27 protein-coding genes are annotated in these 26,579 nt (G+C 73.3%); 18 read left to right on the top strand and 9 right to left on the bottom strand.

The genetic code is table 11. The features are described from left to right. The first annotated feature begins 54 nt into the window (after positions 1-54). Positions 55-1,830 carry a bifunctional ADP-dependent NAD(P)H-hydrate dehydratase/NAD(P)H-hydrate epimerase gene (locus tag L1785_RS17255; protein ID WP_236090524.1) on the top strand — a complete coding sequence of 592 codons (1,776 nt, stop codon included), beginning with the start codon at positions 55-57 and terminating at the stop codon, positions 1,828-1,830. 213 nt (positions 1,831-2,043) lie between these two features. On the opposite strand, the gene L1785_RS17250 is transcribed toward L1785_RS17255, so the two are convergent. Next, the gene (locus L1785_RS17250; protein ID WP_236090523.1) at positions 2,044-2,769 is read right to left on the bottom strand and encodes an SDR family NAD(P)-dependent oxidoreductase; all 726 of its coding nucleotides are present in this window, start codon (positions 2,767-2,769) and stop codon (positions 2,044-2,046) included. A gap of 49 nt (positions 2,770-2,818) precedes the next feature. On the opposite strand from L1785_RS17250, the gene L1785_RS17245 reads away from it, so the two are divergent. Together L1785_RS17245 and L1785_RS17240 are read left to right on the top strand one after the other, a co-directional pair. Beyond that, entirely contained in the window at positions 2,819-3,352 is a 534-nt protein-coding gene (locus L1785_RS17245; RefSeq protein WP_236090522.1) for a MarR family winged helix-turn-helix transcriptional regulator, read from the top strand. A 122-nt stretch (positions 3,353-3,474) separates the two neighbouring features. Next, the gene (locus L1785_RS17240; protein ID WP_236090521.1) at positions 3,475-4,524 is read left to right on the top strand and encodes a Fic family protein; all 1,050 of its coding nucleotides are present in this window, start codon (positions 3,475-3,477) and stop codon (positions 4,522-4,524) included. Between the two features lie 29 nt (positions 4,525-4,553). On the opposite strand, the gene L1785_RS17235 is transcribed toward L1785_RS17240, so the two are convergent. Further along, a complete protein-coding gene (locus tag L1785_RS17235; RefSeq protein ID WP_236090520.1) occupies positions 4,554-5,045 on the bottom strand; it encodes a glutathione peroxidase in 492 nt (163 codons plus the stop codon). Between the two features lie 56 nt (positions 5,046-5,101). Here L1785_RS17235 and L1785_RS17230 point away from each other — a divergent pair, with 56 nt between their 5' ends. The 8 genes from L1785_RS17230 (at position 5,102) to L1785_RS17195 (ending at position 11,260) form a co-directional block, all read left to right on the top strand. After that, the gene (locus tag L1785_RS17230) at positions 5,102-6,037 is read left to right on the top strand and encodes a pseudouridine synthase (protein WP_236090519.1); all 936 of its coding nucleotides are present in this window, start codon (positions 5,102-5,104) and stop codon (positions 6,035-6,037) included. 2 nt (positions 6,038-6,039) lie between these two features. After that, complete coding sequence (alr, locus tag L1785_RS17225) at positions 6,040-7,353, top strand: alanine racemase (protein WP_236090518.1); 1,314 nt, start codon at positions 6,040-6,042, stop codon at positions 7,351-7,353. Then, on the top strand, positions 7,350-7,907 hold the full coding sequence (gene tsaE, locus L1785_RS17220) for a tRNA (adenosine(37)-N6)-threonylcarbamoyltransferase complex ATPase subunit type 1 TsaE (RefSeq protein ID WP_236090517.1): 558 nt from the start codon (positions 7,350-7,352) through the stop codon (positions 7,905-7,907). Before alr ends, tsaE begins: the two co-directional genes overlap by 4 nt. A gap of 65 nt (positions 7,908-7,972) precedes the next feature. Next, positions 7,973-8,692, top strand: a complete 720-nt coding sequence (tsaB, locus tag L1785_RS17215; RefSeq protein ID WP_236090516.1) for a tRNA (adenosine(37)-N6)-threonylcarbamoyltransferase complex dimerization subunit type 1 TsaB — start codon at positions 7,973-7,975, stop codon at positions 8,690-8,692. Continuing rightward, entirely contained in the window at positions 8,689-9,384 is a 696-nt protein-coding gene (gene rimI, locus L1785_RS17210; protein ID WP_308113364.1) for a ribosomal protein S18-alanine N-acetyltransferase, read from the top strand. Before tsaB ends, rimI begins: the two co-directional genes overlap by 4 nt. 56 nt (positions 9,385-9,440) lie before the next feature. Beyond that, positions 9,441-10,262, top strand: coding sequence for a sulfurtransferase (locus L1785_RS17205; RefSeq protein ID WP_236090566.1), 822 nt, complete (start codon positions 9,441-9,443; stop codon positions 10,260-10,262). Between the two features lie 80 nt (positions 10,263-10,342). Continuing rightward, entirely contained in the window at positions 10,343-10,702 is a 360-nt protein-coding gene (locus L1785_RS17200; RefSeq protein WP_236090515.1) for a PadR family transcriptional regulator, read from the top strand. 30 nt (positions 10,703-10,732) lie between these two features. Continuing rightward, positions 10,733-11,260: an HAAS signaling domain-containing protein gene (locus tag L1785_RS17195; RefSeq protein ID WP_372461882.1), complete on the top strand. Its 528-nt coding sequence runs from the start codon at positions 10,733-10,735 to the stop codon at positions 11,258-11,260. A 6-nt stretch (positions 11,261-11,266) separates the two neighbouring features. Here L1785_RS17195 and tsaD read toward each other — a convergent pair whose 3' ends face one another. Next, positions 11,267-12,310 (bottom strand): tRNA (adenosine(37)-N6)-threonylcarbamoyltransferase complex transferase subunit TsaD, encoded by a 1,044-nt coding sequence (tsaD, locus tag L1785_RS17190; RefSeq protein ID WP_236090513.1) that lies wholly within the window; start codon positions 12,308-12,310, stop codon positions 11,267-11,269. Positions 12,311-12,493: 183 nt separating this feature from the next. On the opposite strand from tsaD, the gene L1785_RS17185 reads away from it, so the two are divergent. Then, the gene (locus tag L1785_RS17185) at positions 12,494-13,114 is read left to right on the top strand and encodes a malonic semialdehyde reductase (RefSeq protein ID WP_236090512.1); all 621 of its coding nucleotides are present in this window, start codon (positions 12,494-12,496) and stop codon (positions 13,112-13,114) included. Positions 13,115-13,265: 151 nt separating this feature from the next. Here L1785_RS17185 and L1785_RS17180 read toward each other — a convergent pair whose 3' ends face one another. After that, positions 13,266-14,423 carry a glutamate--cysteine ligase gene (locus tag L1785_RS17180; RefSeq protein ID WP_236090511.1) on the bottom strand — a complete coding sequence of 386 codons (1,158 nt, stop codon included), beginning with the start codon at positions 14,421-14,423 and terminating at the stop codon, positions 13,266-13,268. Then, positions 14,420-15,682 carry a class I SAM-dependent methyltransferase gene (locus L1785_RS17175; RefSeq protein WP_236090510.1) on the bottom strand — a complete coding sequence of 421 codons (1,263 nt, stop codon included), beginning with the start codon at positions 15,680-15,682 and terminating at the stop codon, positions 14,420-14,422. Before L1785_RS17175 ends, L1785_RS17180 begins: the two co-directional genes overlap by 4 nt. A gap of 375 nt (positions 15,683-16,057) precedes the next feature. Between L1785_RS17175 and groES the strand changes: the two genes are divergently transcribed. After that, complete coding sequence (gene groES, locus L1785_RS17170) at positions 16,058-16,354, top strand: co-chaperone GroES (protein WP_236090509.1); 297 nt, start codon at positions 16,058-16,060, stop codon at positions 16,352-16,354. A 223-nt stretch (positions 16,355-16,577) separates the two neighbouring features. Here groES and L1785_RS17165 read toward each other — a convergent pair whose 3' ends face one another. Further along, entirely contained in the window at positions 16,578-16,865 is a 288-nt protein-coding gene (locus L1785_RS17165) for a WhiB family transcriptional regulator (protein WP_236090508.1), read from the bottom strand. A gap of 191 nt (positions 16,866-17,056) precedes the next feature. On the opposite strand from L1785_RS17165, the gene L1785_RS17160 reads away from it, so the two are divergent. Both L1785_RS17160 and guaB read left to right on the top strand, forming a co-directional pair. After that, the gene (locus tag L1785_RS17160; RefSeq protein ID WP_236090507.1) at positions 17,057-18,256 is read left to right on the top strand and encodes a MerR family transcriptional regulator; all 1,200 of its coding nucleotides are present in this window, start codon (positions 17,057-17,059) and stop codon (positions 18,254-18,256) included. A 68-nt stretch (positions 18,257-18,324) separates the two neighbouring features. Beyond that, a complete protein-coding gene (gene guaB, locus L1785_RS17155) occupies positions 18,325-19,851 on the top strand; it encodes an IMP dehydrogenase (protein ID WP_236090506.1) in 1,527 nt (508 codons plus the stop codon). An 87-nt stretch (positions 19,852-19,938) separates the two neighbouring features. On the opposite strand, the gene L1785_RS17150 is transcribed toward guaB, so the two are convergent. Together L1785_RS17150 and L1785_RS17145 are read right to left on the bottom strand one after the other, a co-directional pair. Beyond that, a complete protein-coding gene (locus tag L1785_RS17150; protein ID WP_236090505.1) occupies positions 19,939-21,501 on the bottom strand; it encodes a carboxyvinyltransferase in 1,563 nt (520 codons plus the stop codon). 73 nt (positions 21,502-21,574) lie between these two features. After that, on the bottom strand, positions 21,575-22,297 hold the full coding sequence (locus tag L1785_RS17145) for an exonuclease domain-containing protein (protein ID WP_236090504.1): 723 nt from the start codon (positions 22,295-22,297) through the stop codon (positions 21,575-21,577). Between the two features lie 200 nt (positions 22,298-22,497). Here L1785_RS17145 and L1785_RS17140 point away from each other — a divergent pair, with 200 nt between their 5' ends. The 3 genes from L1785_RS17140 to L1785_RS17130 all read left to right on the top strand — a co-directional run bounded on the left by L1785_RS17140 (position 22,498) and on the right by L1785_RS17130 (position 25,877). Next, positions 22,498-23,622, top strand: a complete 1,125-nt coding sequence (locus L1785_RS17140; RefSeq protein ID WP_236090503.1) for a GuaB3 family IMP dehydrogenase-related protein — start codon at positions 22,498-22,500, stop codon at positions 23,620-23,622. Further along, positions 23,619-24,140, top strand: coding sequence for a GNAT family acetyltransferase (locus L1785_RS17135; RefSeq protein ID WP_236090502.1), 522 nt, complete (start codon positions 23,619-23,621; stop codon positions 24,138-24,140). The genes L1785_RS17140 and L1785_RS17135 overlap by 4 nt, the downstream gene beginning before the upstream one ends. 99 nt (positions 24,141-24,239) lie before the next feature. Beyond that, positions 24,240-25,877: a succinic semialdehyde dehydrogenase gene (locus L1785_RS17130; RefSeq protein ID WP_236090501.1), complete on the top strand. Its 1,638-nt coding sequence runs from the start codon at positions 24,240-24,242 to the stop codon at positions 25,875-25,877. A gap of 31 nt (positions 25,878-25,908) precedes the next feature. Here the strand turns inward: L1785_RS17130 and L1785_RS17125 are convergent, their stop codons facing one another. Then, on the bottom strand, positions 25,909-26,526 hold the full coding sequence (locus L1785_RS17125; protein WP_236090500.1) for a SanA/YdcF family protein: 618 nt from the start codon (positions 26,524-26,526) through the stop codon (positions 25,909-25,911). Positions 26,527-26,579 lie beyond the last annotated feature (53 nt).

The following is a 26,579-nucleotide window of genomic DNA, read 5'->3' as shown; positions in this document are numbered from 1 at the left end:
TGCCCAGATCCGCACCGTCACGGGAAAGTGACGTGCGCGGGGCATCATGTGTCCATGATCGAGGCGTGGACCGCACCTGACGTCCGGGCAGCCGAGAAGCCGCTCCTCGCGGCCGGCGAGCCCCTCATGTCCCGGGCGGCGCACGCCCTCGCCGCCACGGTGCTGCGGGACGTCGCTGCCCGACGCCGGTCGCTCGCCCCGGGAAGCCCGCCCCGCCTCCGCGGAGGGCTTGGTTCGGACGGCCTGCCCGGCGAAGCAGCCGTGCGTGGCCCGGGGGCCGGGCGCCGGGGCGCGGGTGCGAGGGGCGCGGGTGCGCGCGGCGACGTGCGCGGGGCGCGTGCGGTACTGCTCGTCGGTGCGGGCAACAACGGGGGCGACACGCTGTTCGCCGGGGCGCTGCTGGCACGGCGCGGCCTGGCTGTGACCGCGGTGCTCGCCGCCCCCCGGGTGCACGACGCGGGGCTCGCTGCTCTGCGGGCCGCGGGCGGCCGGGTCGTGAGCCTCTTCGACGTCCGGGTCCCCGTGGTCGTGGCGGAGGTGGCCGAGGCCGACGTGGTGCTCGACGGGCTCGTCGGGATCGGCGCCCACGGGGTGCTGCGCCCGCCGGCCGGCGGCCTTGTTCGGGCGCTCGCCGACGCCCGCGCCGCGCTCCCCCACGGGGCGCCCCGCCCGTGGGTCGTCGCGGTCGACGTCCCGAGCGGCATCGGGGTCGACGACGGCACAGTGGCCGGCCCGGTGCTGCCTGCGGACCGGACCGTGACGTTCGGCGCCCTCAAGCCCGGGCTCGTCCTGCCGCCCGCGGTTCATCTCGCGGGAATCGTCGAGGTGGTCGACCTCGGCCTCGGCCTGGGCGACCGACGCGTGACCGGGGGCGGTGCACCCGGCCGGTCACCGGCGTCGGGCCCTGCGGTACGACGGCTGGAGGCCCGCGACGTGGCAGCCCTGCTGCGTGTGCCGGGGCCGCGCGACCACAAGTACACGCGCGGCGTCGTCGGCGTCGTCGCCGGGACCGAGGCGTTTCCTGGCGCGGCCGTGCTCGCCGTGTCCGGCGCGGCACGCGCGGGCGCGGGCATGGTCCGCTACCTCGGGCCTGAGAGCGTCGGCGCGCTCGTGCTCGGGCGCCGGCCGGAGGTCGTCACGACGGGCGGCCGGGTCCAGTCCTGGGTGCTCGGGCCGGGCGTGCCCGCCGACGACGACGCCGCCGACGACCAGGGACGCCGCATCTTCGGGGCGCTCGCGGCCGTGACCGGGTTGCTGTCGGCCGACGTGACCGGGGGAGCCGTGCCCGCCGTCGTCGACGCCGGGGCCATCGAGCTCGTCGAGCACCGCTGCCCGCCGTCCGTGGTGATCACCCCGCACGCGGGCGAGCTGACCGCACTCATGCAGCGGCTCGGGCACGGCGTCGACCGGGCCGGGGTCGAAGCCGAGCCGTTGCGCTGGGCGCGTGCCGCGCACGAGGCGACCGGAGCGACCGTGCTCCTCAAGGGGTCGGTCACCGTCATCGCCGGGCAGGACGGCGTGTTCGCCCAGGCCGACGGGCCGGCCTGGCTCGCGACCGCCGGCGCCGGGGACGTGCTTGCCGGGCTGCTCGGCACGCTGCTCGCGTCCCGGTCCGCCGACGTGCTGGCCCGGCCGGGGCTGGCGGCCGAGCTCGCCGCCGCCGCGGTGCTGCTGCACGGGCGCGCGGCGTGGGCGGTGTCGGGGGGGTCGGGCGATGCCCAGGCGCGGGCTGGGGCCGGCACCGGGGCCCGGGCCGGAGGGCCGGTGGTCGCGCTCGACGTGGCCGACGCGCTCCCGGCGGCGATCGCCGACGTGCTCGCCGGGGCGTGAGCGGGGCCGGGCCCTCCGCCGACCAGGAGGTGGGTTGCGGAACTGGCGCCGTTTCCGCGACTCACGTCCTGGTCGGCGCGCGAGACGAACCGGGAGAGGGGCGGCGGGGCGAGTTCCGCGAAGGTGGCCCGTTCGGAGGCCGCTCACTGTGTGTTGACACAGACGACACACGGTGAGCGGCCTCGACGTGGAAGTCGCCTCCTAGGCGGTGCATCAGCGCGTCGTGTGGGCGCCGCCGTTCACGTGGAGGGTCTGGCCGGTGAGGTGCCGGGCGCCCTCGGAGGCGAGGAAGAGCACGAGGGCGGCGACGTCGTCCGGAGTACCGGGGCGCTTGTCGTGCGTGGCCGCGACGAGCCGTTCGCGGCGCTCAGGGGCGAGGCGGCCTCGGAAGTACCCCGTGCCCTCGATGTAGCCCGGTGCCACGCAGCAGGCGGTGATGCCACGCGGGCCGACGTCGGCTGCCAGGCCTGCGGTCCACGCCTGGACCGCCGCCTTTGCGACGCCGTACGACGTGGAGGCGTACTCCGCGCCGATCGAGCCGACCGTGATGATCGCTCCCCCCGAGGGCATCGTCGGGACGACGGCCGACACGGTCAGGACGGTGCTGAGGAGGTTCGCCCCAAGGTTGGCCAGCCAGGCGTCCGCGATCCCGGGGAGGTCCGTCGGCTTCGCGCCCGGTGTGTCGAAGTCGGTGTTCCCGCCGGCGAGTGTGACCAGCACGTCGACGGGACGGCCCAGCCCGGCCACGAGGGCTTCGACCGCGGTGGGGTCGCGGACGTCGCAGGGGGCATCGCGCGCGCCCGTCGCCACGGCGGCTCGCGCGAGGGCCTCTGCGTCGCGACCCGTGATCACGACGTCGTCGCCGCGCGTGGCGAAGGACTGCGCGACCGCGCGGCCGATGCCGCCCGACCCGCCGGTGACGAGAACGTGCTTGCCCATCTGCACCTCCGCTATGTTTAGGCCTAAACGTAGGCTACCGGAGGTCACCTTGCCCGAGTACCCCTTCGACAGCACGTCGGCACTGCCGGCCGAGGCCATCGCCGCCGCATGGCGGCGGGAGCTGCCCGGAGTGCCGACCTCGTCGATCGGCGTGATCACCCCGCTGTGGCGGGTCGCCAAGGCGCTCGCAGACGACCGCCGTCGCACGCTCGACCGGCTCGGCGTCGACCCTGGCACCCTCGACCTGCTGAGCACGCTCCGGCGGTCGGGCGATCCCTGGACGCTCACGACGCGCGAGCTCGCCGCTCAGACCCTGGTCACTGCCGGGGCGATCTCGCAGCGCGTGGCGCGGGCCGAACGCAGCGGCCTCGTCGAGCGGGCGCCATCCCCTGTCTCGCGGCGTGCCGTCGCGGTGACGCTCACGCCGGCCGGGCACCGCCTCGTCGAGGGAGTGGTGGGCGGCCTGCTCGCCCACGAGGAAGGTCTCGTCTCCGCCCTGGACCCGGCCGAACGTGAGCTGCTGAGCAGCCTGCTCCGGCGGCTGGCCGCCAGCGTGGCCGGCGACGGTCGTGAGGACGGCTGAATGATCCCCACCGCAAGAAGAAGCAGGCACTCTCGGTCGGCTTAACCTCACAACCGAACGTGCTAAACATACTAAGATCGCCCTCGGATTAGTATGTTCAGCATGTTACTTGGGAGGTAGCCGTGCGGTCGTTCGTCGAACTTGACACCTTGATCGGCCGTGTGCCGTTCGAGGTGGTGAGCGACCTGCGTGTCATCGATACCGGACGGGGGAGCGAGGCCCTCTACCGCGACAAGCTCCCCGCGCTCCTCACGAGTCTTGCAGAGCGGGCGAGGGTGGCGAGCATCGAGGCGTCATCGGCGATCGAGGGGATCGTCGTCGAGAGCCGGGAGCGGGCCGACCTCATCCTGCGTGGTGAGCACGTCTCGCTCCGCGACCGCAGCGAGCAGGAGCTTGCCGGCTACCGTGCGGCACTCGACTACCTCTACCGCGAGGACTGGAAGCCCCTGAACGTCGGGCTGGTGCTGCACCTGCATCGTCTGCTGTTCTCCTACACGGACGTACCTGGTGGTGGCTTCAAGACGACCGAGAACGTCGTCGTGGACCGCCTCCCGGACGGCACGCACGTCAAGCGGTTCACGCCCGTGGCGGCGGCCCGCACCCCTTGGTACATGGAGGAGCTCGTCGGGCGCTACACCGCTGCGAGCAGGGAAGACCGCCACCATCCCGTGCTGCTCGTGGGCCTCTTCGCGCTCGACCTGCTAACGATCCACCCGTTCCTCGACGGGAACGGCCGGATCGCCCGCGCCCTGACGAACGCCCTGCTGCAGGACGGAGGGTACGAGGTGACTCGGTACGTGTCCCTCGAGTCGTCGATTGCCGCGTCCGCCGACACGTATCACGAAGCGCTCCAGGGCTCCACGGCCGGGTGGCACGAAGGCGCACACGACCCCTGGCCGTGGTTGAGGTACTTCGTAGAGGTCGTGCGCGGCTCGTACGACCAGTTCCAGCGTGCGACGACGACGGCACGCTCCGCGGGCAGCAAGCAGGATCGGGTCCGCCTGTACGTACGTCGGCACGCTCCGTCGTCGTTCCGCATCGCCGACGTCCGCGCAGCGCTCCCGGGCGTCAGCGATGCAACGATCCGCCTGGCGTTGGACGCCCTGCGGGCCGAGGGTGCTGTCCAGGTGGACGGGACGGGCAGGAGTGCCACCTGGCACAGGGTCGGCTGAGAGCGCCTCGTCGACCCGTAGGACTCCCGTCAGTGCGGCAGGTTCGCCTCGATGAGGTCCATCACGGCGGGGTCGTCGGGGACCGTCGCCGGCGCGAAGCGGTGGACCTCGCCGCCGGGCAGCACGATGAACTTCTCGAAGTTCCAGCGCACGCGGCCGGAGTGGCCGGTCGAGTCAGCGGCCTTCTTGAGCTCCGTGTACAGCGGGTGCGTGTGGCGGCCGTTCACGCGGACCCGGTCGACGACCGGGAACGTGACGCCGTACGTGGCCGAGCAGAACTCGGCCACCGCCTCGTTGGAGGAGAGCTCCTGGAAGAACTGGTTGCTCGGGAAGCCGATGACGGTGAAGCCGCGCTCCGCGTACTTCCTCTGCAGCTCCTCCAGCGTCGCGTACTGCGGCGAGAGTCCGCAGCGTGACGCGACGTTGACGACGAGGACGACGTCGTCGCGGTGGTCGGCGAGGGTGGTCGTGGTGCCGTCCATGCGCTGGAACGGGATGTCGTAGATGCTCACCCGGGACATTCTGCGCCTTCCGGCAAGCGGCGGGTAGGCCCGTCCGGCGGGGTTACCGTGGGAGCGTGACTCCCGCCCCCCTGCCCGTGCGGGACGGCCTGAACCCGACGCGCCTGGTCCTGCCGCACGACCCGGCCACGGTGGCGCGCTACCCGCGTGCGCTCGCGTACCTGCTCGACCGGTTCCCGGACGACCGTGCGCGGCTGCTGGAGAAGGTGGCCGCCGGCGAGGTCGTCACCGGCGCGGGCGCGCCCCTCACCGACGACACCCCGTACGAGCCGCGCGGCTTCCTCTACCTGTACCGGGACCCGCCCGTGGAGGAGGTCGTCCCGTTCGAGCCCGAGGTGCTCCACCGGGACGACGACCTGCTCGTGGTGGACAAGCCGCACTTCCTCGCGACCATGCCGCGCGGACGCTGGGTCACCCAGACGGTCCTGGTGCGGCTGCGCCGGTCCCTGGACCTTCCCGCGCTCAGCCCCGTCCACCGCCTGGATCGTCCGACGGCGGGCGTGCTCGTCCTGACCGTGCGCCCGCAGGTCCGCGGCGCGTACCAGGAGCTGTTCGCGCGCCGCGAGGTGCGCAAGGTGTACGAGGCGGTCGCGCCGCTGTCACCGGGCCTCGCGGCGCCGCGTGTCGTACGCAGCCGCATCGTGAAGCTGCGGGGCGTCACCCGGGCGCAGGAGGTCCAGGGCGAGCCGAACGCGGAGTCGCTCGTGACCCTGACCGGGCGCGACGAGTCGCGCGGGCTCGGCCTCTACCGGCTGGAGCCGCACACGGGCAAGACGCACCAGCTCCGCGTGCACATGGCGTCGCTCGGCGTCCCGATCCTGCACGACCCGTTCTGGCCCGAGCTGCGCGAGACCGACCCCGACGACCATGCCCGCCCGCTGCAGCTCCTCGCCCGGTCGCTGGAGTTCACCGACCCGCTGACGGGGGAAGCGCGCCGCTTCGAGTCGCGGCGCACCCTCTCGGAGTGGGGCTCGGGGTGCGAGAATCGGTGACCGTGAGCGCTTACCCCCTCCGCGGCGCGCCGCCCGAGTTCTCGCCGGGCTACCCGGCACGCGCGGTCGTCGACCTCTCGGCGATCCGTGACAACGTCCGCGCCCTGCGGGCCGCCGCGTCCACCGCGCAGGTCATGGCCGTGGTCAAGGCCGACGCGTACGGGCACGGCCTGCTTCCGAGCGCCCGCGCGGCGCTCGCGGGCGGGGCGACGTGGCTCGGCACGGCGCAGGTCGCCGAAGCTCTGCGGCTGCGCGCCGAGGGCGTCACGCCCGCCCAGGCCCGCGTGCTGACCTGGCTGTACGCGCCCGGTGCGCCGTTCGAGGACCTGGTCGCGGCCGACGTCGACGTCGCGGTCGCGGCGGCGTGGGCACTGGACGAGGTCGCGACGGGTGCTCGCGCTGCCGGCAGCCCTGCCCGCGTGCACCTCAAGGTCGACACCGGCCTGGGCCGCAACGGCCTCGTGCCGGGCGACCTGGCCGCCGCTCTGGACCGGGCGGCGGCGCTCGAGGCGGAGGGCGTGATCCGTCTCGTCGGCGTGATGTCGCACTTCGCGCTGGCCGACGAGCCCGGGCACCCGACCGTGCGCGCCCAGCTCGACGTGTTCGACGACGTGGTGCGGGCGGTGGAGGCGGCCGGCTTCGACCCGGAGGTGCGGCACATGGCGAACTCCGCCGCGACCGTGACGAACCCCCAGACTCACTACGACCTCGTCCGGCCAGGGCTGGCGGTCTACGGGCTGTCGCCCGTGCCGCAGCTCGGGCCTCCCGGCGACTACGGGCTGCGGCCCGCGATGACGCTCGAGGCGCGGCTCGCGACGGTCAAGCGCGTCCCGGCCGGCACGGGCGTCTCGTACGGCCACCACTACACGACGACCCAGGAGACGGTGCTCGGCGTCGTCCCGCTGGGATATGCGGACGGGATCCCGCGGCACGCGTCGGGCGGGGCGCTCGGTCCGGGCGGCCCTGTGCTGGTCGGCGGCGGCCTCGGCGACGTCGCCGGGCCCGACGCGGGCCCGGGCACGGCCCGCGTGGTCCGCGTAGCCGGCCGGGTCTGCATGGACCAGATCATGCTCGACCTGGGCCCGTACGCCACGGAGCAGGCGGGCGACGTGGTCACCCTCTTCGGGGCCGGCGACGGCCTCGCGCACGCCGGCGGCCCGGGCGCGGAGGACTGGGCCCAGGCCGCGGGCACCATCAGCTACGAGATCGTCACGCGTCTGGGCGCGCGCGTCCCGCGCGTCTACACGGGGTTGCACGAGGCGGGCGCTGACACGATGGATCTGAGCGGGTTCGCGGCGCGAGGAGCGTGGTCATGACAGGTGGGACGACGCCGGAGCTCGCCCCGGGCGAGACGGTGACGCTGGAGCTGCCCGACGCCGAGGCGACGCGCGCCTTCGGGGCGGCGCTGGCCGGGCTGCTGCGTGCCGGGGACCTCGTGATCCTCACGGGTGACCTGGGTGCCGGGAAGACGACGCTCACGCAGGGTCTCGGTGCTGCGCTCGGCGTGCGCGGCCAGGTGGCCTCGCCGACGTTCATCGTCGCGCGCGAGCACCCGCCGCTGCCGCGCGCCGACGGCACCCTGGGGCCGGCGCTGGTGCACGTGGACGCGTACCGGCTCGGCTCCCTCGGTGAGCTCGACGCGCTCGACCTCGACTCCACTCTCGACGAGTCGGTGACGGTGGTCGAGTGGGGCCGGGGTCTGGCCGAGGCGCTGACGGACGACCGGCTCGAGATCGACCTGGTGCGGCCCCGGGGAGCCGTGGCGCTCGGCGCCGAGGACCCGGAGGCGGGTGTGCGGCGCGTGACCATCCGCGGCGTGGGGCGGCGGTGGGCGGGCATCGACCTCGCGGCGCTCGCTCCGATCGCCTAGTCGATCCGTCCGGAGGGGCGCTCGGCGGAGGGGGCCGGGCGGCGGGTCCGAACTAGGCTGGGGCTGTGCCCGTACTTGCCCTCGACACCTCAGCAGCCGTCACCGTCGCGCTCGTCGGCGAGGACGGCGGGCGGCTCGCGTCGCGCGCGTCCGAAGAGCGCCGCCGGCACGCCGAGTCCCTCGCGCCCCTGATCGCCCAGGTGCTCGCCGAGGCCGGCGTGGACCGATCGGAGCTGACCGCCGTCGTGGCCGGCACCGGCCCCGCCCCGTTCACCGGGCTGCGCGTGGGCCTCGTCACGGCCCGCACCCTGGGGCTCGCGCTCGGCGTCCCCGTGCTGGGCGTGCCGAGCCTCGACGCGCTCGCGGTGCAGGCGGTGAGCGACCTCGGCCTCACTCCGGGCGACGAGATCCTGGCGACGTCGGACGCACGGCGCCGGGAGATCTACTGGGCGCGCTACCGCGTGATCGCGCACGAGGGCCCCCACGGGGTGCCGGTCGTGGAGACGCTCGCGGGCCCGGACGTGGCTCGCGCCGGTTTCGTCGCGCAGGACCAGCTCGTGGAGGGGCCCGTGGTCGTCGTGGGAGAGGGCGCCATGCTCTACGCCGACTTCCTCCCGGTGGCCGACGACGCCCCGCTCGTCCCCGACGCGACCGTGCTGGCACGCATCGCGCTCGCCCGCCGCGCGGAGGACTTCGACCAGCCGGCAGAACCGCTCTACCTGCGCCGTCCCGACGTGCAGGAGCCGACGAACAGGGTGATCCCCGCGACAGGGGTCACGGTGTGAGCAGCACGGTGGGAGGTGACGTGGTGTACGAGGGCGCGCCGTGGGGGTCGGAGTCGGACGGGGTGGAGCTCCGGCCGCTGCGAGCCTCCGACTTCGACCGCGTGCTGGAGCTCGAGCGCCTGCTGTTCGGCCGCGGCGCGTGGACGTACGGAATGCTCGCGGAGGAGCTGGCAGGGCTGGGGCGCTGGTACGTCGTCGCCACGGACGCGGGGGAGCCCGGCACCGGCAAGACCGCCGCGGGTCCGGAGCCGGTCGTGGGCTACGCGGGGCTGTGGTTCGACGGCGACGTCACGCAGGTGATGACGATCGGCGTGGACCCCGCCTACCAGCGCCGGGGCGTCGGGCGGACGCTGCTGCAGGCGCTGGTCGACCGGTCACGGCAGCTCGGCGCGGAGGCCGTGCTGCTGGAGGTCCGCGTCGACAACGACCCGGCGCTCACGCTGTACGAGCGGTTCGGCTTCGAGCGCCTGGGCGTGCGCAAGCGGTACTACCAGCCCGAGAACAAGGACGCCTACACGATGCGGCTCGATCTGCGGGCGGAAGAGATCACCGACTCCGACGAGGATGTGTCCGGCGACGGCGGTGCGTCCGAGCACGGGGGTGTGTCCGGCGGCGGCGCGGACGGTGAAGGCGCGGCCGTCGATGACGGTGCGGCCGAAGGTGCCGCCGGGACGAAGGGAGACGCGGCGTGAGGGATGCCGTGCTGGAGACGGTTGCCGGGCTGGCGGCGGACCTCGGTCTGGGCTCGATGTCGGACGGGGCGGAGGCCGACCCCGCACCCGGCGCGCCGCTCGTGCTCGACGTGCGCTGGGCGCTCGGTGTCACCGACGGCCGGGCCCGCTACGAGGCCGGGCACCTCCCGGGCGCCGTCTACGTCGACCTGGAGACGGAGCTCGCTGCGCCGGCCTCGCCCGAGGCGGGACGGCACCCGTTGCCGTCGGCGTCCGCGTTCCAGGATGCCGCGCGACGCTGGGGCGTGAGCGCGGGCGCGCGCGTCGTCGTGTACGACGCCGTCGGCGGGACCTCGGCCGCCCGCGCCTGGTGGCTGCTGCGCTATTTCGGCGCGTCGGACGTGCGGATCCTCGACGGCGGGCTGGAGGCGTGGGCCGCGGCCGGGCTGCCGCTCGAGTCGGGCGACGTGACGCCCGAGCGCGGCACGTTCGAGGCCGAGCCCGGCGGCCTGCCGGTGATCACCGCCGACGATGCCGCCGCGCTCGCCGCGGGGGACGGCGTGCTGCTCGACGCCCGCGCGGGCGAGCGGTATCGCGGCGAGACCGAGCCCGTCGATCCGCAGGCGGGACACATCCCGGGTGCGGTGTCGCTGCCCACGGCGGACAACCTGGGCCCGGACGCCCGCTTCCTGGCCGACCACACGCTGCGCGAGCGGTTCGCGGCGGCCTCGGCGCTGGGGCCCGGGCCTGTCGGCGTGTACTGCGGCTCCGGCGTGACGGCCGCGCACGAGGTGGCGGCCCTCGCGACCCTCGGGGTCGAGGCGGCGTTGTACGCGGGGTCGTGGTCGCAGTGGTCGAACGACTCGGCGCGGCCGGTCGCGACGGGCGCAAAGCCCTAGCGGACCTCTTCCGACCCATCGCGAGATCTGGTCTCACCCAGTACTAGGCAACACCGAATACCCGGTGTAGCCTTATTGCTATGACCGGAGACACCCAGCTCCTCAAGGGCGTCCTGCCCATGCTCGTCCTCGGCTCGCTCCGGGCGCGCGGCGAGTCCTACGGGTACGAGCTGGTCACGACCCTGCGAGAGGCAGGCCTCGAGGACCTGTCCACCGGGACGCTCTACCCGGTGCTCGCCCGGCTCGAGCGGGACGGCTGGGTCGCCTCGCGGCTCGTCGCCTCATCGTCGGGCCCGGCGCGCAAGTACTACGCCCCGACCGACGTCGGCCGCGCCGAGCTCGACCGCGCCCACCGGGCCTGGGGCGAGCTGGCCGCCGTCGTGACGGACATGCTCGGCCCCGCCCCGGACCGGGCTGAGCCGGCACCGCACACCACCTGACCCCGCGACCCACCGGAGGTACCAGTGAGCATGTCAGCCTCGTCCGCCCCGCACACGTCCCTCGCCGACCGGATCCGCCTCGAGTGGTACCTGCTGCGCCTGGAGAGCGCGCTGCAGGACTATCCCGGCCGGCGGCGCAAGCAGATCCTCGCCGAGCTGCGAGGCGAGGTGATGGCCACCGCGCGCGACACGGGCATGGCCGCCGCCCTGGCCGATCTCGGACGCCCAGCGCGCCTGGCCGCCCGATACCTGAGCGAGCTCCCCGAGCCGCGCCCGCGGTGGAACGACGGCGCCGTCCTCGCCGCCCTCGTCGCGTTCGGCTTCCCCGTGTACTGCTGGTTCGCCTACGGCATCGGTGCGTCGGAGGCGCTCGATGCGGTAGGCGGCGGTAAGGCCGACATCAGCAGCGTGTTCGGGGTCGACGTCCGGGTGGTGTCGACCGCCGGTGGCGGCTCGATCTCTTTCGCGCCCCACTGGGGCTGGTACGTGGGTTGCCTCGTCGTCGGCGTGGTCGCCTTCCTGCTGGGCGCCCGGGCGTGGCGCGCGCTGCGGGACTGAGCCCGCTCAGACCGTGACGGTCGTGAGCGGCATCGACGAGTCGACCGGGATGCCCAGGTCCGACGGCGCCACGCCCGCCCGCACCACGGCGGAGCCGAGGGCCGCGATCATCGCGCCGTTGTCCGTGCAGTAGCGGATCGGCGGGATGCGCAGGTTGATGCCGGACTCGGCGCACCGCTTCGCCGCCATCTCCCGTAGCTGGGAGTTCGCGGAGAACCCGCCGCCGACCACCAGCGTGTCCACGCCGTGACGGCGGCACGCGGCGATCGTCTTCGCCGTCAGCACGTCGGCGACGGCCTCGGCGAACGACGCCGCGACGTCGGCCTTGGGGACCTCCTGGCCGGCGTCGACGCGCGACTCGACCCAGCGGGCGACGGCTGTCTTGAGGCCGGAGAACGAGAAGTCGTACGCGTGCTTCTGCTGGTCCTTCGCGGCGGTGAGCCCGCGCGGGAAGCGGATCGCCTGGGGATCGCCCTCGCGCGCGAGGCGGTCCACGTGCGGGCCGCCCGGGTAGGGCAGGCCGAGCAGGCGGCCGACCTTGTCGAAGGCCTCGCCGGCGGCGTCGTCGAGCGTCGAGCCGAGCTCGATCACGCGCGTGGCGATGTCCTCCACGAGCAGCAGCGAGCTGTGCCCGCCGCTGACGACGAGCGCCATGGTGCGCTCGGGGAACGGCCCGTCGACGAGCACGTCGACCGCCGCGTGGCCGATGACGTGGTTGACCCCGTACAGCGGCTTGTTCAGCCCGATCGACAGGGCCTTCGCGGCGCTCGCGCCGATGGTGAGCGGGCCGACGAGACCCGGCCCTGCGGTGACGGCGATGGCGTCCACCTGGGACAGGTCGACGTCGGCCTCACCGAGTGCGCGCTGGATGGTGGGAACCATCGCCTCGAGGTGGGCGCGCGACGCCACCTCGGGGATGATCCCGCCGTACCGCGCGTGCTCTTCCATCGAGCTCGCGACCGCGTCCACGAGGAGCTCGTCACCGCGCACCAGCGCGACGCCGGTCTCGTCGCAGGAGGTCTCGATGCCGAGGACGAGGGGATCAGCCATGCGCCCATTATCCCGCGAGCTCACCGGCTTGCCCGACGCCGGTCGCGCGCCTCCCGTGGGCCGCTCACCCCCGTGCGGTGGTCGCGCGGCCGCGCATCCCGGCAAGAATGCCGAGGCAACGATGTGTGTGACGTCACGGTTGAAAACCGGACTACTTTCCGGCGGCGGGTCGTTGCCCGGGACATGACCGACACCAGCACCCTGCTCGACCCCGGCCTCGCGATCGACGACGCCACCGCCGACCGCCTGTTCCGCACCGCCCGCACGACGGCGACGTTCACCGACGCCGACGTGACGGACGAGCAGCTCGCCACCGTCTACGACCTCGTCAAGTGGGGCCCGACAGGCCTGAACAGCAGCCCGCTCCGCGTCCTGGTCGTGCGCACGCCCGAGGCCCGCGCGCGCCTCGTCGCGCGCGTGCCCGACGGCAACAAGGAGCGCGTCGCCAATGCGCCCGTGACGCTGGTGCTGGGCTACGACCCCGCGTTCCACGAGCACCTCGACGTCCTCGCGCCGCACATGCCCGGCATGCGCGAGAACTTCGCGCAGTCGGAGGAGACGCGCCTCCACATGGGCCGCACCAACGCGCTGCTCCAGGCGGGGTACTTCGTCGTCGGCCTGCGCGCCGCCGGCCTCGCCGCCGGACCGATGAACGGCAACTTCGACGAGATCGACGCCGAGTTCTTCGCCGGGAACGGCTGGCGCTCGCTCCTGGTCGTCAACGTCGGCGTGGCCGACGGCGAGGGCACGCACCGGCCGCGCGCGCCGCGCCTGGCGTTCGAGCAGGTGTCGCAGGTCCTCTGACGGCGCCGGCGCGACGACGCGCCGCGCTGGTTCTTGCCGCCGAGGGGTGCGACCGTTCGCCTGAGGCCGCTCACTCTGTGTTGACAATGTCAACACAGAGTGAGCGTGGCCTCACGAAAGAACGAGGCCCCCGGTCCTCCTTGGCGCGGTCCTACCTCGGCGGGAGCGGGAGCGGGTGGCCGACTCGCATCTCGCGCACGAGCGAGTGCACCACCGCCTCCAGGTCCCCGCCGTTCGCTGCCGCGACCGCCCGCTGCCGCTGGTACGACGCCCCGCCGCGGACGATCTCCCACACCCCGGCGAGCTCGTCGGCGCAGCCGAGCCGCTCCGCGACCGGTTCGAGCTCGACGAGGAGCTTGCCGACCGCGTCCGTGACCAGCTCCTCGTTGCCCTCCGCGTCCAGGATGATGATCGCGTCCATGCCGTAGCGGGCGGCGCGCCACTTGTTCTCGCGCACGAACCACTGCGGCAGGTTCGGCAGGTCGCGACCCTGGTCGAGCTGCGTGGACAGGTGCTCCACGAGGCAGTGCACCAGCGCGGCGATCGACAGCAGCTCCGCGAGGTTCGTCGGCCCGTCGCAGACCCGGACCTCGAGGGTGCCGTAGCCGGGCGACGGGCGGATGTCCCAGTGGATCTCGTTGAAGTAGTCCGCGACGCCGACGTGGATCATGTCCCCGGCGAACGCCTCGAGCTCTTCCCACGTCTCGAACTGGTACGGCAGCCCGGCGGTGGGGATCTGCTGGAACAGCAGGCTCCGGTTCGAGGCGTAGCCGGTGTCGATCCCACCCCAGTACGGGGAGGACGCGGACAGCGCCTGCAGGTGCGCGACGTACGGGAGCATGCCGCGCAGGAGCGCGAGCACCTTCGCGCGGTCCTCCACGCCCACGTGCACGTGCAGCCCGTAGATGAGGAGCTGGCGGCCCCAGTACTGCGTGCGGTCGATGATCCGGGTGTACCGGTCCTTCTGCGTCACCTTCTGCGCGGTCCAGCTGGCGAACGGGTGGGTGCCCGCGCACATGAGCTCCACACGCTGCGGGTCCGTGATGGCGCGGACGTCGTCCATCGACTGCGCCAGGTCCGCACCGGCCTCGCCGACCGTGCGGGCCACGCCGCTGACCAGCTCGACCGTGTTCCGCATGAACTCTGCCTTGATCCGCGGGTTGTCGCCGTCGGGCGCGAGGACGTCCAGGACGGTGGCGGCGGTCTGGCGCAGGTCGCCGGAGTCGGCGTCGACGAGCGCGAGCTCCCACTCGAGGCCCACCGACGACCGGGCCGAGGTGCCCCACGGCAGGCGTAGGGGACTGCTCATGCGGCGCTCCCGAGGGGCTCGACGACGAGCACCTGCTGGGAGCCCGCCACGCGCGTGAGCACGATCGTCGCCTCTTCCGTTCCCGCGAGGACGAGCTGTGTCCGCAGCTGCTCGGGCACCACCGCGGTGCCGCGCTTCTTGATCGTGATGCGGCCGACGTTGCGCTCGCGCAGGTACGCCTTGAGGCGCTTGAGCCCGAACGGCATGGTGTCGAGCACGCGGTACCCCGTCGCGACGGCGGCGTCGGTGCCGGGCTCGCCGGAGTCCGTGCCCGGGAGCGGTGCCGGCGTGTCCGTCGTCACGTAGGCGATGGTGCGGTCGACCAGGCGGCCGCCCAGCTCCGCCGCGACGTCGGCGACGAGGCCGGCGCGGATGACGGCGCCGTCCGGTTCGTAGAGGAACTGGCCGACGGCGCCCACCTCGGGCTGCTCGGCCGCGCCGGGCAGACGGCGGACCGTGCGGCTGAGCGTGTGCTCCTTGCCGTCGGCGTCGGTCACCGTACGCAGGACCATGGCCGTGCGGCCGGGCCCCTCGGGAGCGAGCGGGCCGAACCAGAGCCCGGCTTCGACGACGTCGCCGTCGACGGAGACCCACTGGGTCTCGGCGTCGTCCGGCAGGCCCTCGTGCGGGATGCCCGGGCCGACCTTGATGCCGACGGCGGGGATGGTCTCGCGCAGCGCCCACACCGCGTCGAGCGGCGGTGAGTAGGCGCGCGGGTCGAAGATCCGCTGCCCGCCGCGGGTGCGGCGCGCCGGGTCGGCGTAGACGCCGTCCACGCCTTCGGCGAGGAGGTCGAGCGTGAGGCCGTCCGTGTGGCGTACCTCGGCCTCGGGAAAATGGCGCAGGTTCACCGTGGCGATGGCCGCGGTGACCTCGTCGATCTCGGTGGCGAGGACGCGCAGGCCAGTGCCCGCGAACGTCATGGCATCTGCGCCGATCCCGCACGTCAGGTCCGCGACCGTGGTGACGCCCGCTTCGAGGTAGCGGCGGGCGTGCAGCGCGGCGACGAGGAGCCGGGTCGCCTGCTCCAGGCCGTCGGCTGTGAAGAGCATGCCGTCGGCGAAGTCGCCGAACTTGGCGCGCGCCCTGGTGCGCAGGCGCGACTGGGTGAGCGCGGCGGCGGCGAGGTCGGGAGAGATCCCTGCCTCCCGCAGCCGCGTGGCCGTGCGCATCGCGAGCCGCTCGTCGTAGGCCGGCAGGGCCGAGAGCAGCGCCCAACCGTCCGGGCTGAGAAGTTTGCTCAGAATCGCCGCATCCATGGGCAGATCTTTCCACGTAGTTCCGGCGTCTGGCGAGACCCCGTGGGGGTCTCTTGGGTCATCTTTGCCAGAAACGGACACGACCCGTGGCTCGCGCCGCGCTCTGACGCCCCCAGCACATCACGGACCGCGCCCGCGGCGCGACACGGCCCCCTCGCCGACGTGCCGGTTGGCACTCGCCTTGACCGAGTGCTAGCGCCGACCTAGATTTGGGGTGTCATCGCCGCCTCCGTCCGGCCAGCCGGGGTAGGTGGCGGTGCCGCGAGATGTTCGTGCCCGCCGGCACCCGCGACGACGGCGGACCGCCGAACGCTCGACCCTTCATCAACCCAACGCAGCTGATCAACGATCTGCTCACGAAAGAGGAGGTCCGACGTGTCGGTCCCCATCAAGCCGCTCGAGGACCGGATCGTCGTCAAGGCTCTCGAGGCCGAGACCACGACCGCTTCCGGCCTGGTCATCCCGGACACCGCCAAGGAGAAGCCCCAGGAGGGCGAGGTCCTGGCCGTGGGCCCGGGCCGCGTGGACGACAACGGCAACCGTGTGCCGCTGGACGTCACCGTCGGTGACAAGGTGATCTACTCCAAGTACGGCGGCACCGAGGTCAAGTACGCGGGCGAGGACTACCTCGTCCTCTCCGCGCGCGACATCCTCGCCGTGGTCGTCGCCTGACCCTCTCCCGGTCACCGAGGGCCCCGCACCGTCATGGTGCGGGGCCCTCGTGCACGGAGTGACTGTGCACGGGGCGACGAGCTCGACCGGAGGGGACCAGGGCTCCGTCGCCCGGTCGTCGTGCACCGTCCGGTACTACTTCGGCAGCTTCTACTTCGGCAGGTTCTACCTCGGCGCGCGCTTCTTTGCCGCGCTTCCTCGGTGGTCCGCGACGAGCGGCGCGTCAGGCGCCGACGGCCTTGCCGGCGAGGATCGCCGCCCGCTCGTCCTCGCTCAGGCCGCCCCAGACCCCGTACGGCTCGCGCACGCGGAGCGACTGCTCGCGGCACTGCATCATCACGGGGCAGGTGCGGCAGATGGCCTTGGCGGCCTCGGCCCTGCGGCGGCGGGTGGAGCCGCGCTCACCTTCGGGGTGGAAGAACAGGGTGTCGTCCGCGTCACGGCACGCCCCCTGGTACTGCCACTCCCACAGCTCCATGACCGGTCCGGGAAGCCTCGAGATCTCCGTCATGTCGAACAACCTACAAGTTGTGCAGAAGTTGTTCAAGGGGCGTGATCGTGTCACGTGGACCGATTCGAACCGGTCGGAAAACGCGCCAGGGGCTGACCGGATTTGTTCGCGTGCCCGCCGAATTCGATGCAGATCACGGCGCGCCGGGTCGCGCGGTGGCGATCGCCCCCCGCCATCGGCAGAATCGACGCATGACTCCCTCGCGGCCCGCCCAGACAACGGGCGGGTCACGCGCATCCAACCCCGGCCTCGCCGTGGCGGCCGTCGCCAAGCGCCTGGGTGTCGCGCCCGCCACGCTGCGTACCTGGGACCGGCGGTACGGGCTCGGGCCGTCCGGGCGCACAGCCGGCTCGCACCGTCGCTACACACCGGACGACGTCGCGCGCCTGCTCGTCATGCGGCGGCTCATCACCGAGGGGTACGCGCCCGTCGACGCGGCGAAGCAGGCCAAGGCCGCGGGCGCCGAGGAGCTCGGCGCGGTCGCCGACGCCGAGGGCCTGCCGCAGCCGGGTGCGCGGGGCGACGGCGAGGACTTCGACGAGCTCGGCACCTCGGTGCGGGAGGACGCCTCCCGGTCCGCCTCGGCGGGCCCGGCGCGTGGCGACGCGATCGCGAGGGTGACCGGTCCGGCGTCGGGCGGCGTGGGCGAGGAGCCGCAACGGCGCGTTCACCTGCGGGCCCTGCCCGGCGGGGCCGGCGGCACCGCGCCGTCGCTGCGCGCCGTTGCCGGTGCGCCGTCCTCCGTGCGGGTCTCGGCGCTGGTCGACGCGGCCCTCGCATTCGAACGCACGCAGTGCGACGCGCTGCTCGTGCTCGCGCCCGGCGACGACCCGGCCGCCTGGTGGACCGACCTCGTGGAGCCGGCGTGGCTGCGCATCGCGCAGCGCACGGTGCTCGCGGGCCCGGGCGAGGTGCCCGAGGTCGTGCTCGCGACCGCGGCGCTGAGGGCACTGCGCCACTACACCGAGGAGTTCGAGCGGGCGATCGTCGAGTCGGGCGGCCCGCCCGCCAACCACCCGAGCCGCATGCGCAAGATCGTGCTGGTCTTCGCCGCGCCGGACGAGGTCGTGCCCCTGTCGGCGCACGCGCTCGCCGCCGCGCTGGCAGCCCAGGGCAGCATGGCGAAGATCGTCACGGGCCCGGCCAGCACGCACCGTTCCGTGGAGCTCGTCACGATGGTCCGGCCCGCCGCCGTCGTGCTCGCGACGACGCAGAACCGGCCCGACCTGGACGTCGTGCACGCCGTGCACGAGGGCTATCCGGACCTGCCGATCTTCGTCGGGCTGCGACGGGACGCGGCCGCGACCGCCCTGCCGTTCGGGCCCACCGTGCAGCAGCTGAGGTCGTTCAACGGGCTGCTGCACGAGGTGCTCGCGGTGCTCCGCGGGTGACGCACGCAACCCGTCGCGCCCGTCACACCCGCGGGAAACGGCGGGACGCCGCAGCGTAGACTCCTGACATGGAGCCCACCACCTCTTTCGAGACTGCTGCGCGCGACCCGTTCGCATTCCTCGGCCTCACGTACGACGACGTGCTGCTGCTGCCGAACGAGACAGACGTCATCCCGAGCGAGGTCGACACCACGTCGCGGCTGACCCGTGAGATCGACGTCCGCATCCCGCTGCTCTCCGCGGCCATGGACACCGTGACCGAGTCCCGCATGGCGGTCGCGATGGCCCGCCACGGTGGCATCGGCATCATCCACCGCAACCTGTCCATCGAGGACCAGGCGCTTCACGTGGACCGCGTGAAGCGCTCGGAGTCCGGGATGATCACCGACCCGGTGACAGTAGGCCCGCAGGCCACGCTCGCGGAGCTGGACCGGCTGTGCGGCACGTACCGCGTGTCCGGCCTGCCGGTCGTGGAGGCTGACGGGAAGCTCGTCGGCATCATCACCAACCGCGACCTGCGGTTCGTCTCCCCGGCCGAGTTCGAGTCCCGCAAGGTACGCGAGGTCATGACCCCGATGCCGCTCATCACGGCGCCGGTGGGCATCACGCGCGACGACGCGGCCGCGCTCCTCGCCAAGCACAAGATCGAGAAGCTGCCGCTGGTGGACGGCTCCGGCCGCCTGCGGGGCCTGATCACCGTCAAGGACTTCACGAAGGCCGACCAGTACCCGCACGCCACGAAGGACGGCGAGGGTCGCCTGCGCGTCGGCGCGGCGATCGGCTTCTTCGGCGACGCGATGGACCGCGCGGGCGCCCTGCGCGACGCAGGCGTCGACGTGCTCGTCGCCGACACCGCGAACGGCCACGCGCGCCTCCTGCTCGAGATGATCACGCGGCTCAAGAAGGACCCGGCGTTCGCCGGCGTCCAGGTCATCGGCGGCAACGTCGCCACGCGTGCAGGAGCGCAGGCGCTGGTCGACGCGGGCGCCGACGCGGTGAAGGTGGGCGTCGGACCGGGCTCGATCTGTACGACGCGCGTGGTCGCGGGCGTGGGTGTGCCGCAGGTGACGGCGATCTACGAGGCGTCGCTCGCCGCCCGGCCGGCGGGCGTGCCGGTCATCGGTGACGGCGGCCTGCAGTTCTCCGGCGACATCGCCAAGGCCCTCGTGGCCGGCGCCGACACCGTGATGCTGGGCTCGCTGCTCGCCGGCTGCGACGAGTCGCCCGGAGAGCTCGTGTTCGTCAACGGCAAGCAGTACAAGCACTACCGCGGCATGGGCTCGCTCGGTGCGATGGCCTCCCGCGGCAAGAAGTCCTACTCGAAGGACCGCTACTTCCAGGCCGACGTGGACACGGACGACAAGATCGTCCCCGAGGGCATCGAGGGCCAGGTGCCATACCGCGGTCCGCTCGGCGCGGTGGCGCACCAGCTCGTGGGCGGCCTGCACCAGTCGATGTTCTACGTCGGCGCGCACACGGTGCCGCAGCTGCAGGAGCGCGGCAAGTTCGTCCGGATCACCGCGGCGGGGCTCAAGGAGTCGCACCCGCACGACATCCAGATGACGGTCGAGGCGCCGAACTACGGCGGTCGCTGAGCCGCCGCTAATGCCGCGGTGGGTTTGGCGGGGGCGGTTTTTCCCACCGGAATACCCGCCCCATCCATACCCACAGCGATCCGGGGGTCAGTCCCGGAACGTCTCGATGTGCGCGCCGAGCTCGATGAGGCGCTCGGTGAGCTGCTCGTAGCCGCGGGCGATGATGTCGACGCCGCGTAGCACGGACGTCCCCTTGGACGCGAGCATGGCGAGCAGGATGACGACGGCCGGGCGCAGCGCCGGCGGGCAGCTCACCTCGGCCCCGGACCAGCGCGTCGGGCCCGTGATCTGCAGCCGGTGCGCGTCCATGAGCCGCACGTCCGCGCCGAGGCGGGTGAGGTCCGTGAGGTGGATGGCGCGACCCTCGTACACCCAGTCGTGGATGAGCGTCGTGCCCGTCGCGGACGCCGCGATCACGGCGAAGAACGGCAGGTTGTCGATGTTCAGGCCCGGGAACGGCATGGGGTGGATCTTGTCGATCGGCGCCCGCAGCTCGCTCGGGTGCACGGTGACGTCCACGAGCCGGGTGCGGCCGTTGCGCGCGAGGTACTCGTCGCTCAGCGTGTACCGCTGGCCCATCTCGGCGAGCGTGGCGAGCTCGATCTCCATGAACTCGATCGGTACGCGGGCCACCGTGATCTCGGAGCTGGTCACGATGCCGGCGGTGAGCAGGCTCATCGCCTCGACCGGGTCCTCGGACACGGCGTACTCGACGTCCGCGTCGATGCCCAGGCGCCCGTGGACGCGGAGGGTGGTGGTGCCGATCCCCTCGATGCGGACGCCCAGCAGCTCCAGGTAGAAGCACAGGTCCTGGACCATGTAGTTCGGGCTGGCGTTGCGGATCGTGGTGACGCCGTCGCGGCCGGCGGCGGCCATGAGGGCGTTCTCCGTCACGGTGTCGCCGCGCTCGGTGAGCACGATCGACAGGTCGCCCGTGCCGGGCGTGACGGTCGCGCGGTAGGTGCCGGCGGTCGCGGTGACGTCCAGTCCGAACCGGCGCAGGGCGATCATGTGCGGCTCGACGGTCCTGGTGCCCAGGTCGCAGCCGCCGGCGTAGGGCAGCTCGAACGTGGGCTCCAGGCCGAGCAGCGGGCCGAAGAACATGATGATCGAACGTGTCCGCACGGCGGCGTCGACGTCGATGTTCGCCAGGTCAAGGGTGGCCGGGCGGACGATCTCGAGGTCACGTCCGTTCGGTGCCCACGTGGCACGCACACCGACGGACCGCAGCACGTCGACGATCCGGTCGACCTCGACGATGCGAGCCACGCCCCGCAGCACCGTGCGGCCCGAGTTCAGGAGCGACGCGCACAGGAGCGCGACGGCGCCGTTCTTGGACGAGTTGACCTCGATCCGGCCCTCGAGCTGGTGCCCGCCCTCGACGAGCAGGTGCGAGCGCTTGGGGGCGCCCACGGAGATGATCTCCGAGTCGAGGGCGGCGCTGATGCGGCCGATCAGCTCGAGGCTCAGGTTCTGGCGGCCCTGCTCGATGCGGTGCACCGCGCTCTGGCTGGTGCCGAGGCGCTCGGCGAGCTGTGCCTGCGTGAGCCCGCGGTTCTGGCGGGCGCCGCGCACGAGCGCTCCGACCTGCGCGGCGTCGACCGCCGGCGTGGCGGTCGCGGTGGGAAGGGCATCGGTGACGACGGTCATGACAGAGAGCGTATCTCATATCTGAGATACGCGCCCTGTCAGAACCTGCCTACGGCCCCTCTTTATACGACTGTTATGCGCTCCGTGCGTTCTGCGCGGGCCACAGTGACGAAGCCTCTGGTCCGGGCAGTCCCTGGCGAAGCCGCCAGTCGTTGAAGCTCTCCGCCCACTCGCGGTGCGCGCCGATCTGCTCGCGGTGCAGCTCCTCGAGCGACGTCCGGGCGAGCTCGGGGAACCGCCGCACGAGCGCCTCCAGCACGTCGAGCGTGGCAAGCACGTCGACGTCGGCCGTGTGCAGATCGCCCTCGTTGGTCACGCCGTACCACTCGCTCAGGTCACCCAGGCGGCGCTTTCCGGTGCGGAAGCGGTCCTTCCAGCGGTCGATCACCAGCGGGTCAACGACCGGCGCGACCGGGCGACCGAGCCGCTCGGGCAGCGTCGGCAGCCCGTGCCGCACCAGCTCGGCGTCGAGCAGCGACAGGTCGAAGGCCGCGTTGTAGGCCACCACCGGCACGCCCTGGGCGAGGTGGTGGGCCAGCTCGCTCGCGATCTCGTCGAGCGCTCCGGCCGGCGCGACGCCGTGGGCGCGCGCGTGCTCCGTCGAGATGCCATGGATCGCGGCGGCCTCGGCCGGGATCTCCACCCCGGGGTCGAGCAGCCACGTGCGCACGTCGGTGCTCACGCCCGGAACCCGCAGCACCAGCGCCGCGGTGACGATGCGATCGTTCGCCACGTCGACCCCCGTGGTCTCCGTGTCGAATCCCAGCAGGGGCATCCGGATCCAGGTCCTGTCCATGGTGCGCTCCTCTCCCTCGGTCCGGTCCGTCCGGGACGCACTCTTCCATCCGCCACTGACATCGACGAAAGGTGCAGCGCAGGGTGGGGGCCGAGGAACGAGGCACGCGCCCGGAGCGGAACCGCAGGAGAGGGTAGCCGTGAGCGCTGACATACCGTGACAACCGACGCCGGGGCAGCGCGGGTCGGTAGGCTGTCCCGGTGAGCAACGAGATCGAGATCGGACGTGGCAAGCGCGGTCGGCGCGCCTTCTCCTTCGACGACATCGCGGTGGTGCCGTCCCGCCGTACCCGCGACCCGAAGGACGTCTCGGTCGGGTGGCAGATCGACGCGTACCACTTCGACCTGCCGATCGTCGCGGCACCCATGGACTCCGTGATGAGCCCGGCCACAGCCGTGGCCCTCGGGCGCTTCGGCGGCCTCGGCGTGCTCGACCTCGAGGGCCTGTGGACCCGCTACGAGTCGCCCGAGCCGCTGCTGGCCGAGATCTCCGGGCTGTCGGCCGACGCCGCCACCGCCCGCATGCAGGAGATCTACGCGGAGCCGATCAAGGAGGAGCTCATCACGCAGCGCCTGCGTGAGATCCGCAGCGCGGGCGTGACGGTCGCGGGAGCGCTGACGCCGCAGCGCACGCAGGAGTTCTACAAGACGGTCGTCGACGCCGGCGTGGACCTCTTCGTCATCCGCGGCACCACCGTCTCCGCGGAGCACGTGAGCGGCAACGCCGAGCCGCTGAACCTCAAGCGCTTCATCTACGAGCTGGACGTGCCGGTCGTCGTCGGCGGAGCGTCCACCTACACCGCGGCACTGCACCTCATGCGGACGGGCGCCGCAGGCGTCCTCGTCGGCTTCGGCGGCGGCGCCGCGCACACCACGCGCGTCAGCCTGGGCATCCACGCACCGATGGCGACGGCGGTCGCGGACGTCGCGGCCGCGCGCCGCGACTACCTCGACGAGTCGGGCGGCCGCTACGTGCACGTCATCGCCGACGGCGGCGTGGGCCGGTCGGGCGACGTCGTCAAGGCGGTCGCGTGCGGCGCCGACGCCGTGATGGTGGGAGCGGCCCTGGCCCGTGCCTCGGAGGCGCCGGGCAAGGGCTGGCACTGGGGTCCCGAGGCGCACCACTCCCAGCTCCCGCGCGGCGAGCGCGTCGAGGTCGGCACGGTCGGCACGCTCGAGGAGATCCTCTTCGGCCCGGGTAAGCAGGCGGACGGCACGCTGAACCTCGTGGGCGCGCTCAAGCGCGCGATGGCGACCACGGGCTACTCCGACCTCAAGGAGTTCCAGCGCGTGGAGGTCGTCGTCTCGCCGTACCAGCCTCGATGAGCTCGGCGTCCGACGTCGTCCCGGGCGCCCCGGGCGGCGTCGTCGCCGAGGAGGGGCTCGCCGTGGGCGGGCTGACGTTCCGCGAGATCGCGGACGCCGAGGTCGAGCAGGTCGTCGCGCTCTGGCAGGAGTGCGGCCTGACGCGGCCCTGGAACGACCCGTACGTGGACCTCGCGGATGCCCGCGCCGGTGACACCTCGACGGTGCTCGTCGCGCACGCCGAGGCGCCCGCGGAGGGGACGCAGGAGGACGGCACCGAGCAGGGCGCCGTCGTCGCGACCGTCATGGCCGGTCACGACGGCCACCGCGGCTGGCTCTACTACGTGGCGGTCGCGCCCGGCCGCCAGGGCGCCGGGCTCGGCCGCGCCGCGGTGGTGGCCGGTGAGGCGTGGCTGGCCGCGCGGGGGGCGCGGAAGGTCCAGCTCATGGTGCGCTCGGCGAATGCGAAGGTCGTGGGTTTCTACGAGCGACTCGGCTATGCCGACCAGGAGACGACGGTCCTGGGACGCTGGTTCTGAGCACGTCACCTGCGTGTCGCGTGAAAGACATTCACTGGTAACGAAGTTTCGTCTGTGGTGCTCAGCATGACGCTGGATTTTGCGCGTATGGTGACGGCCATGATCGACGACACAGCAGGCAACGAGGCCGCGAGCCGGGGTGCCGTCGGCGGGCTGATCGACCCCGAGCACCCCGAGGCCACCTACCTCTTGGAGCCCGACGTCGTGGCACCGCTGATCGCACGGATCTCCTCCGCCGAGGAGGCGGGGACCCACCGCTCGATCTGCCCGTTCACGGGTGCGCCGCTCGCCACGCTGCCGCTGTCCTCGCCCGGCGACGTCGCCCTCGCGGCGAAGCGCGCCCGCGCCGCGCAGCGGTCCTGGGCGCACGTGCCCGTGCGCGAGCGCGCCGGCGTCCTGGGGCGCTTCGGCCGCATCGTGCTGGAGCGCCAGTCCGACGTGCTCGACCTCGTCCAGATGGAGACCGGCAAGGCCCGCCGCTCCGCGTTCGAGGAGGTCGCCGACGTGGCCCAGGTGGCCCGGCACTACGCCGTGCGCGGGCCTCGCTACCTCGCCCCGCGGCGCGTCCCCGGCAGCCTCCCGCTGCTCACCGGCGTGCGGGTGCACCGCCGGCCCGTCGGCGTCGTCGGCGTCATCGCGCCGTGGAACTACCCCCTCACCCTGGCGCTCGCCGAGGCGCTGCCCGCGCTCCTGGCAGGCGACGCAGTCGTCCTCAAGCCGGACCCCCAGACCACCCTCACCGCGCTCTGGGCGGCCGAGGCTCTCGAGGACGCCGGGCTGCCCGCGGGCCTGTTCCAGGTCGTCGCGGGCGGCGCGGACGTCGGCCAGGAGCTGATCGAGCACGTCGACCACGTCGCGTTCACCGGGTCCACCGCCACGGGGCGCCGGGTGGCGGCGCGCGCGGGGGAGCGGCTGGTCGGCGCCACGCTCGAGCTCGGCGGCAAGAACGCGCTCTACGTCGCGGCCGACGCGGACGTCGCCACGGCCGTCCCGTCCGTGCTGCGGGCGTGCTTCGGCAACTCCGGCCAGCTCTGCGTGTCCGCGGAGCGGCTCGTGCTGCACGAGGACGTCGCCGACGAGTTCCTCGCCGCCTTCGTGCCCGCGGTCCGAGCGCTGCGGCTCGGCGCCGGCCTCGACTACACGGCCGACGTCGGCTCGCTCGCGTCCGCTGAGCAGCTCGCCAAGGTCGTGGCCCACGTCGACGACGCGCTGGCGCGCGGCGCGCGGGTGCTCGCCGGCGGCGTGCACCGCAGCGACATCGGGCCCTGGTTCTACGCCCCCACCGTGCTCGACGGCGTCCCCGCCGGCGCCCTGTGCACGCGCGAGGAGACGTTCGGGCCCGTCGTCGCCGTGACCCGGGTGGCCTCCGACGAGGAGGCGCTGCGTGCGATCAACGACAGCGAGTACGGGCTGCACGCCTCCGTCTACACGCGGGACGTCGGCCACGGGCGCCGGCTCGCCACCCGCATCGAGACCGGGACCGTGGCGATCAACGACGGCTACGCGATGACCTGGTCCTCCGTGGCCGCGCCGATGGGCGGCACCAAGGCGTCCGGCCTGGGCCGACGGCACGGGGCAGCGTCGATCGACGCGCTCACCGAGACGCAGACCGTCGTCGTCGACCGCGGCGCCCGCCTGGGCCTCGGCGTCGACCGGCTCTACGGGGCGGGCGGGGAGACCCCGAGCCGCGTGCTCACGGCAGCGCTGGACGTGATGCGGCGCCTGCGGATGCCATGAGTCTGCGGCCCTCCTGACCGAGGCGTCCTGCTCAGGCCCCGATGACCTTCCGGGCCGCGGCCTTCCAGCTCGCCGGCAGCTCGCGCACGTGCCACCACGCCCAGTGCAGCAGGCGCTCGCTGCGCGCGCCCACGCCCACGCCGACGGCGTCGAGCCCCGCCTCGGCGCAGGAGTAGAGCGTCCGCCGCAGGTGGTAGTCCTGGGTGACCACGACGGCCGTCGTCGCGCCGTAGACCGAGACGGCGCGGCGGCAGGTCGCGGTCGTGTCGAAGCCCTCCCGGTCGAGGACGAGCGCTGCCTCGGGCACACCGAGGCCGACGATGTGGTCGCGCATCGAGGCGGGCTCGTCGTAGGTCGTGCCGTCGGAGCGGGTGTGGGCGTCGCCGCTGAGGATGACGGTCTGTGCGACGCCCGACGCGTACAGCTCGGCGGCCGCGTCGACCCGGCGGCGCAGGAACGTCGACGGCGTGCCGTCGGGCCGCAGGCCCGCGCCGAGCACGACGATCGCGTCGACCTTCTCCACGTCGGCGACGCGCGCTCGGACGCGCGCCTGCCCGACGGCCTGCACCCAGGTCACGGGGACGACGAAGGCGAGGGTGAGGGCCCCGGCGGTGATCAGGGCGGGCGTGCGCACGCGGGTCAGGTCCACGCCGGGCACGCTACCGCCTGCCGCGAGGTCGTCGGTCTGTCCGGACGGAGTGA

Source organism: Antribacter soli, from assembly GCF_021568775.1.
In the GTDB taxonomy this organism is placed as follows: domain Bacteria; phylum Actinomycetota; class Actinomycetes; order Actinomycetales; family Cellulomonadaceae; genus Antribacter; species Antribacter soli.
This window is presented reverse-complemented; position numbering and strand designations above follow the sequence as displayed.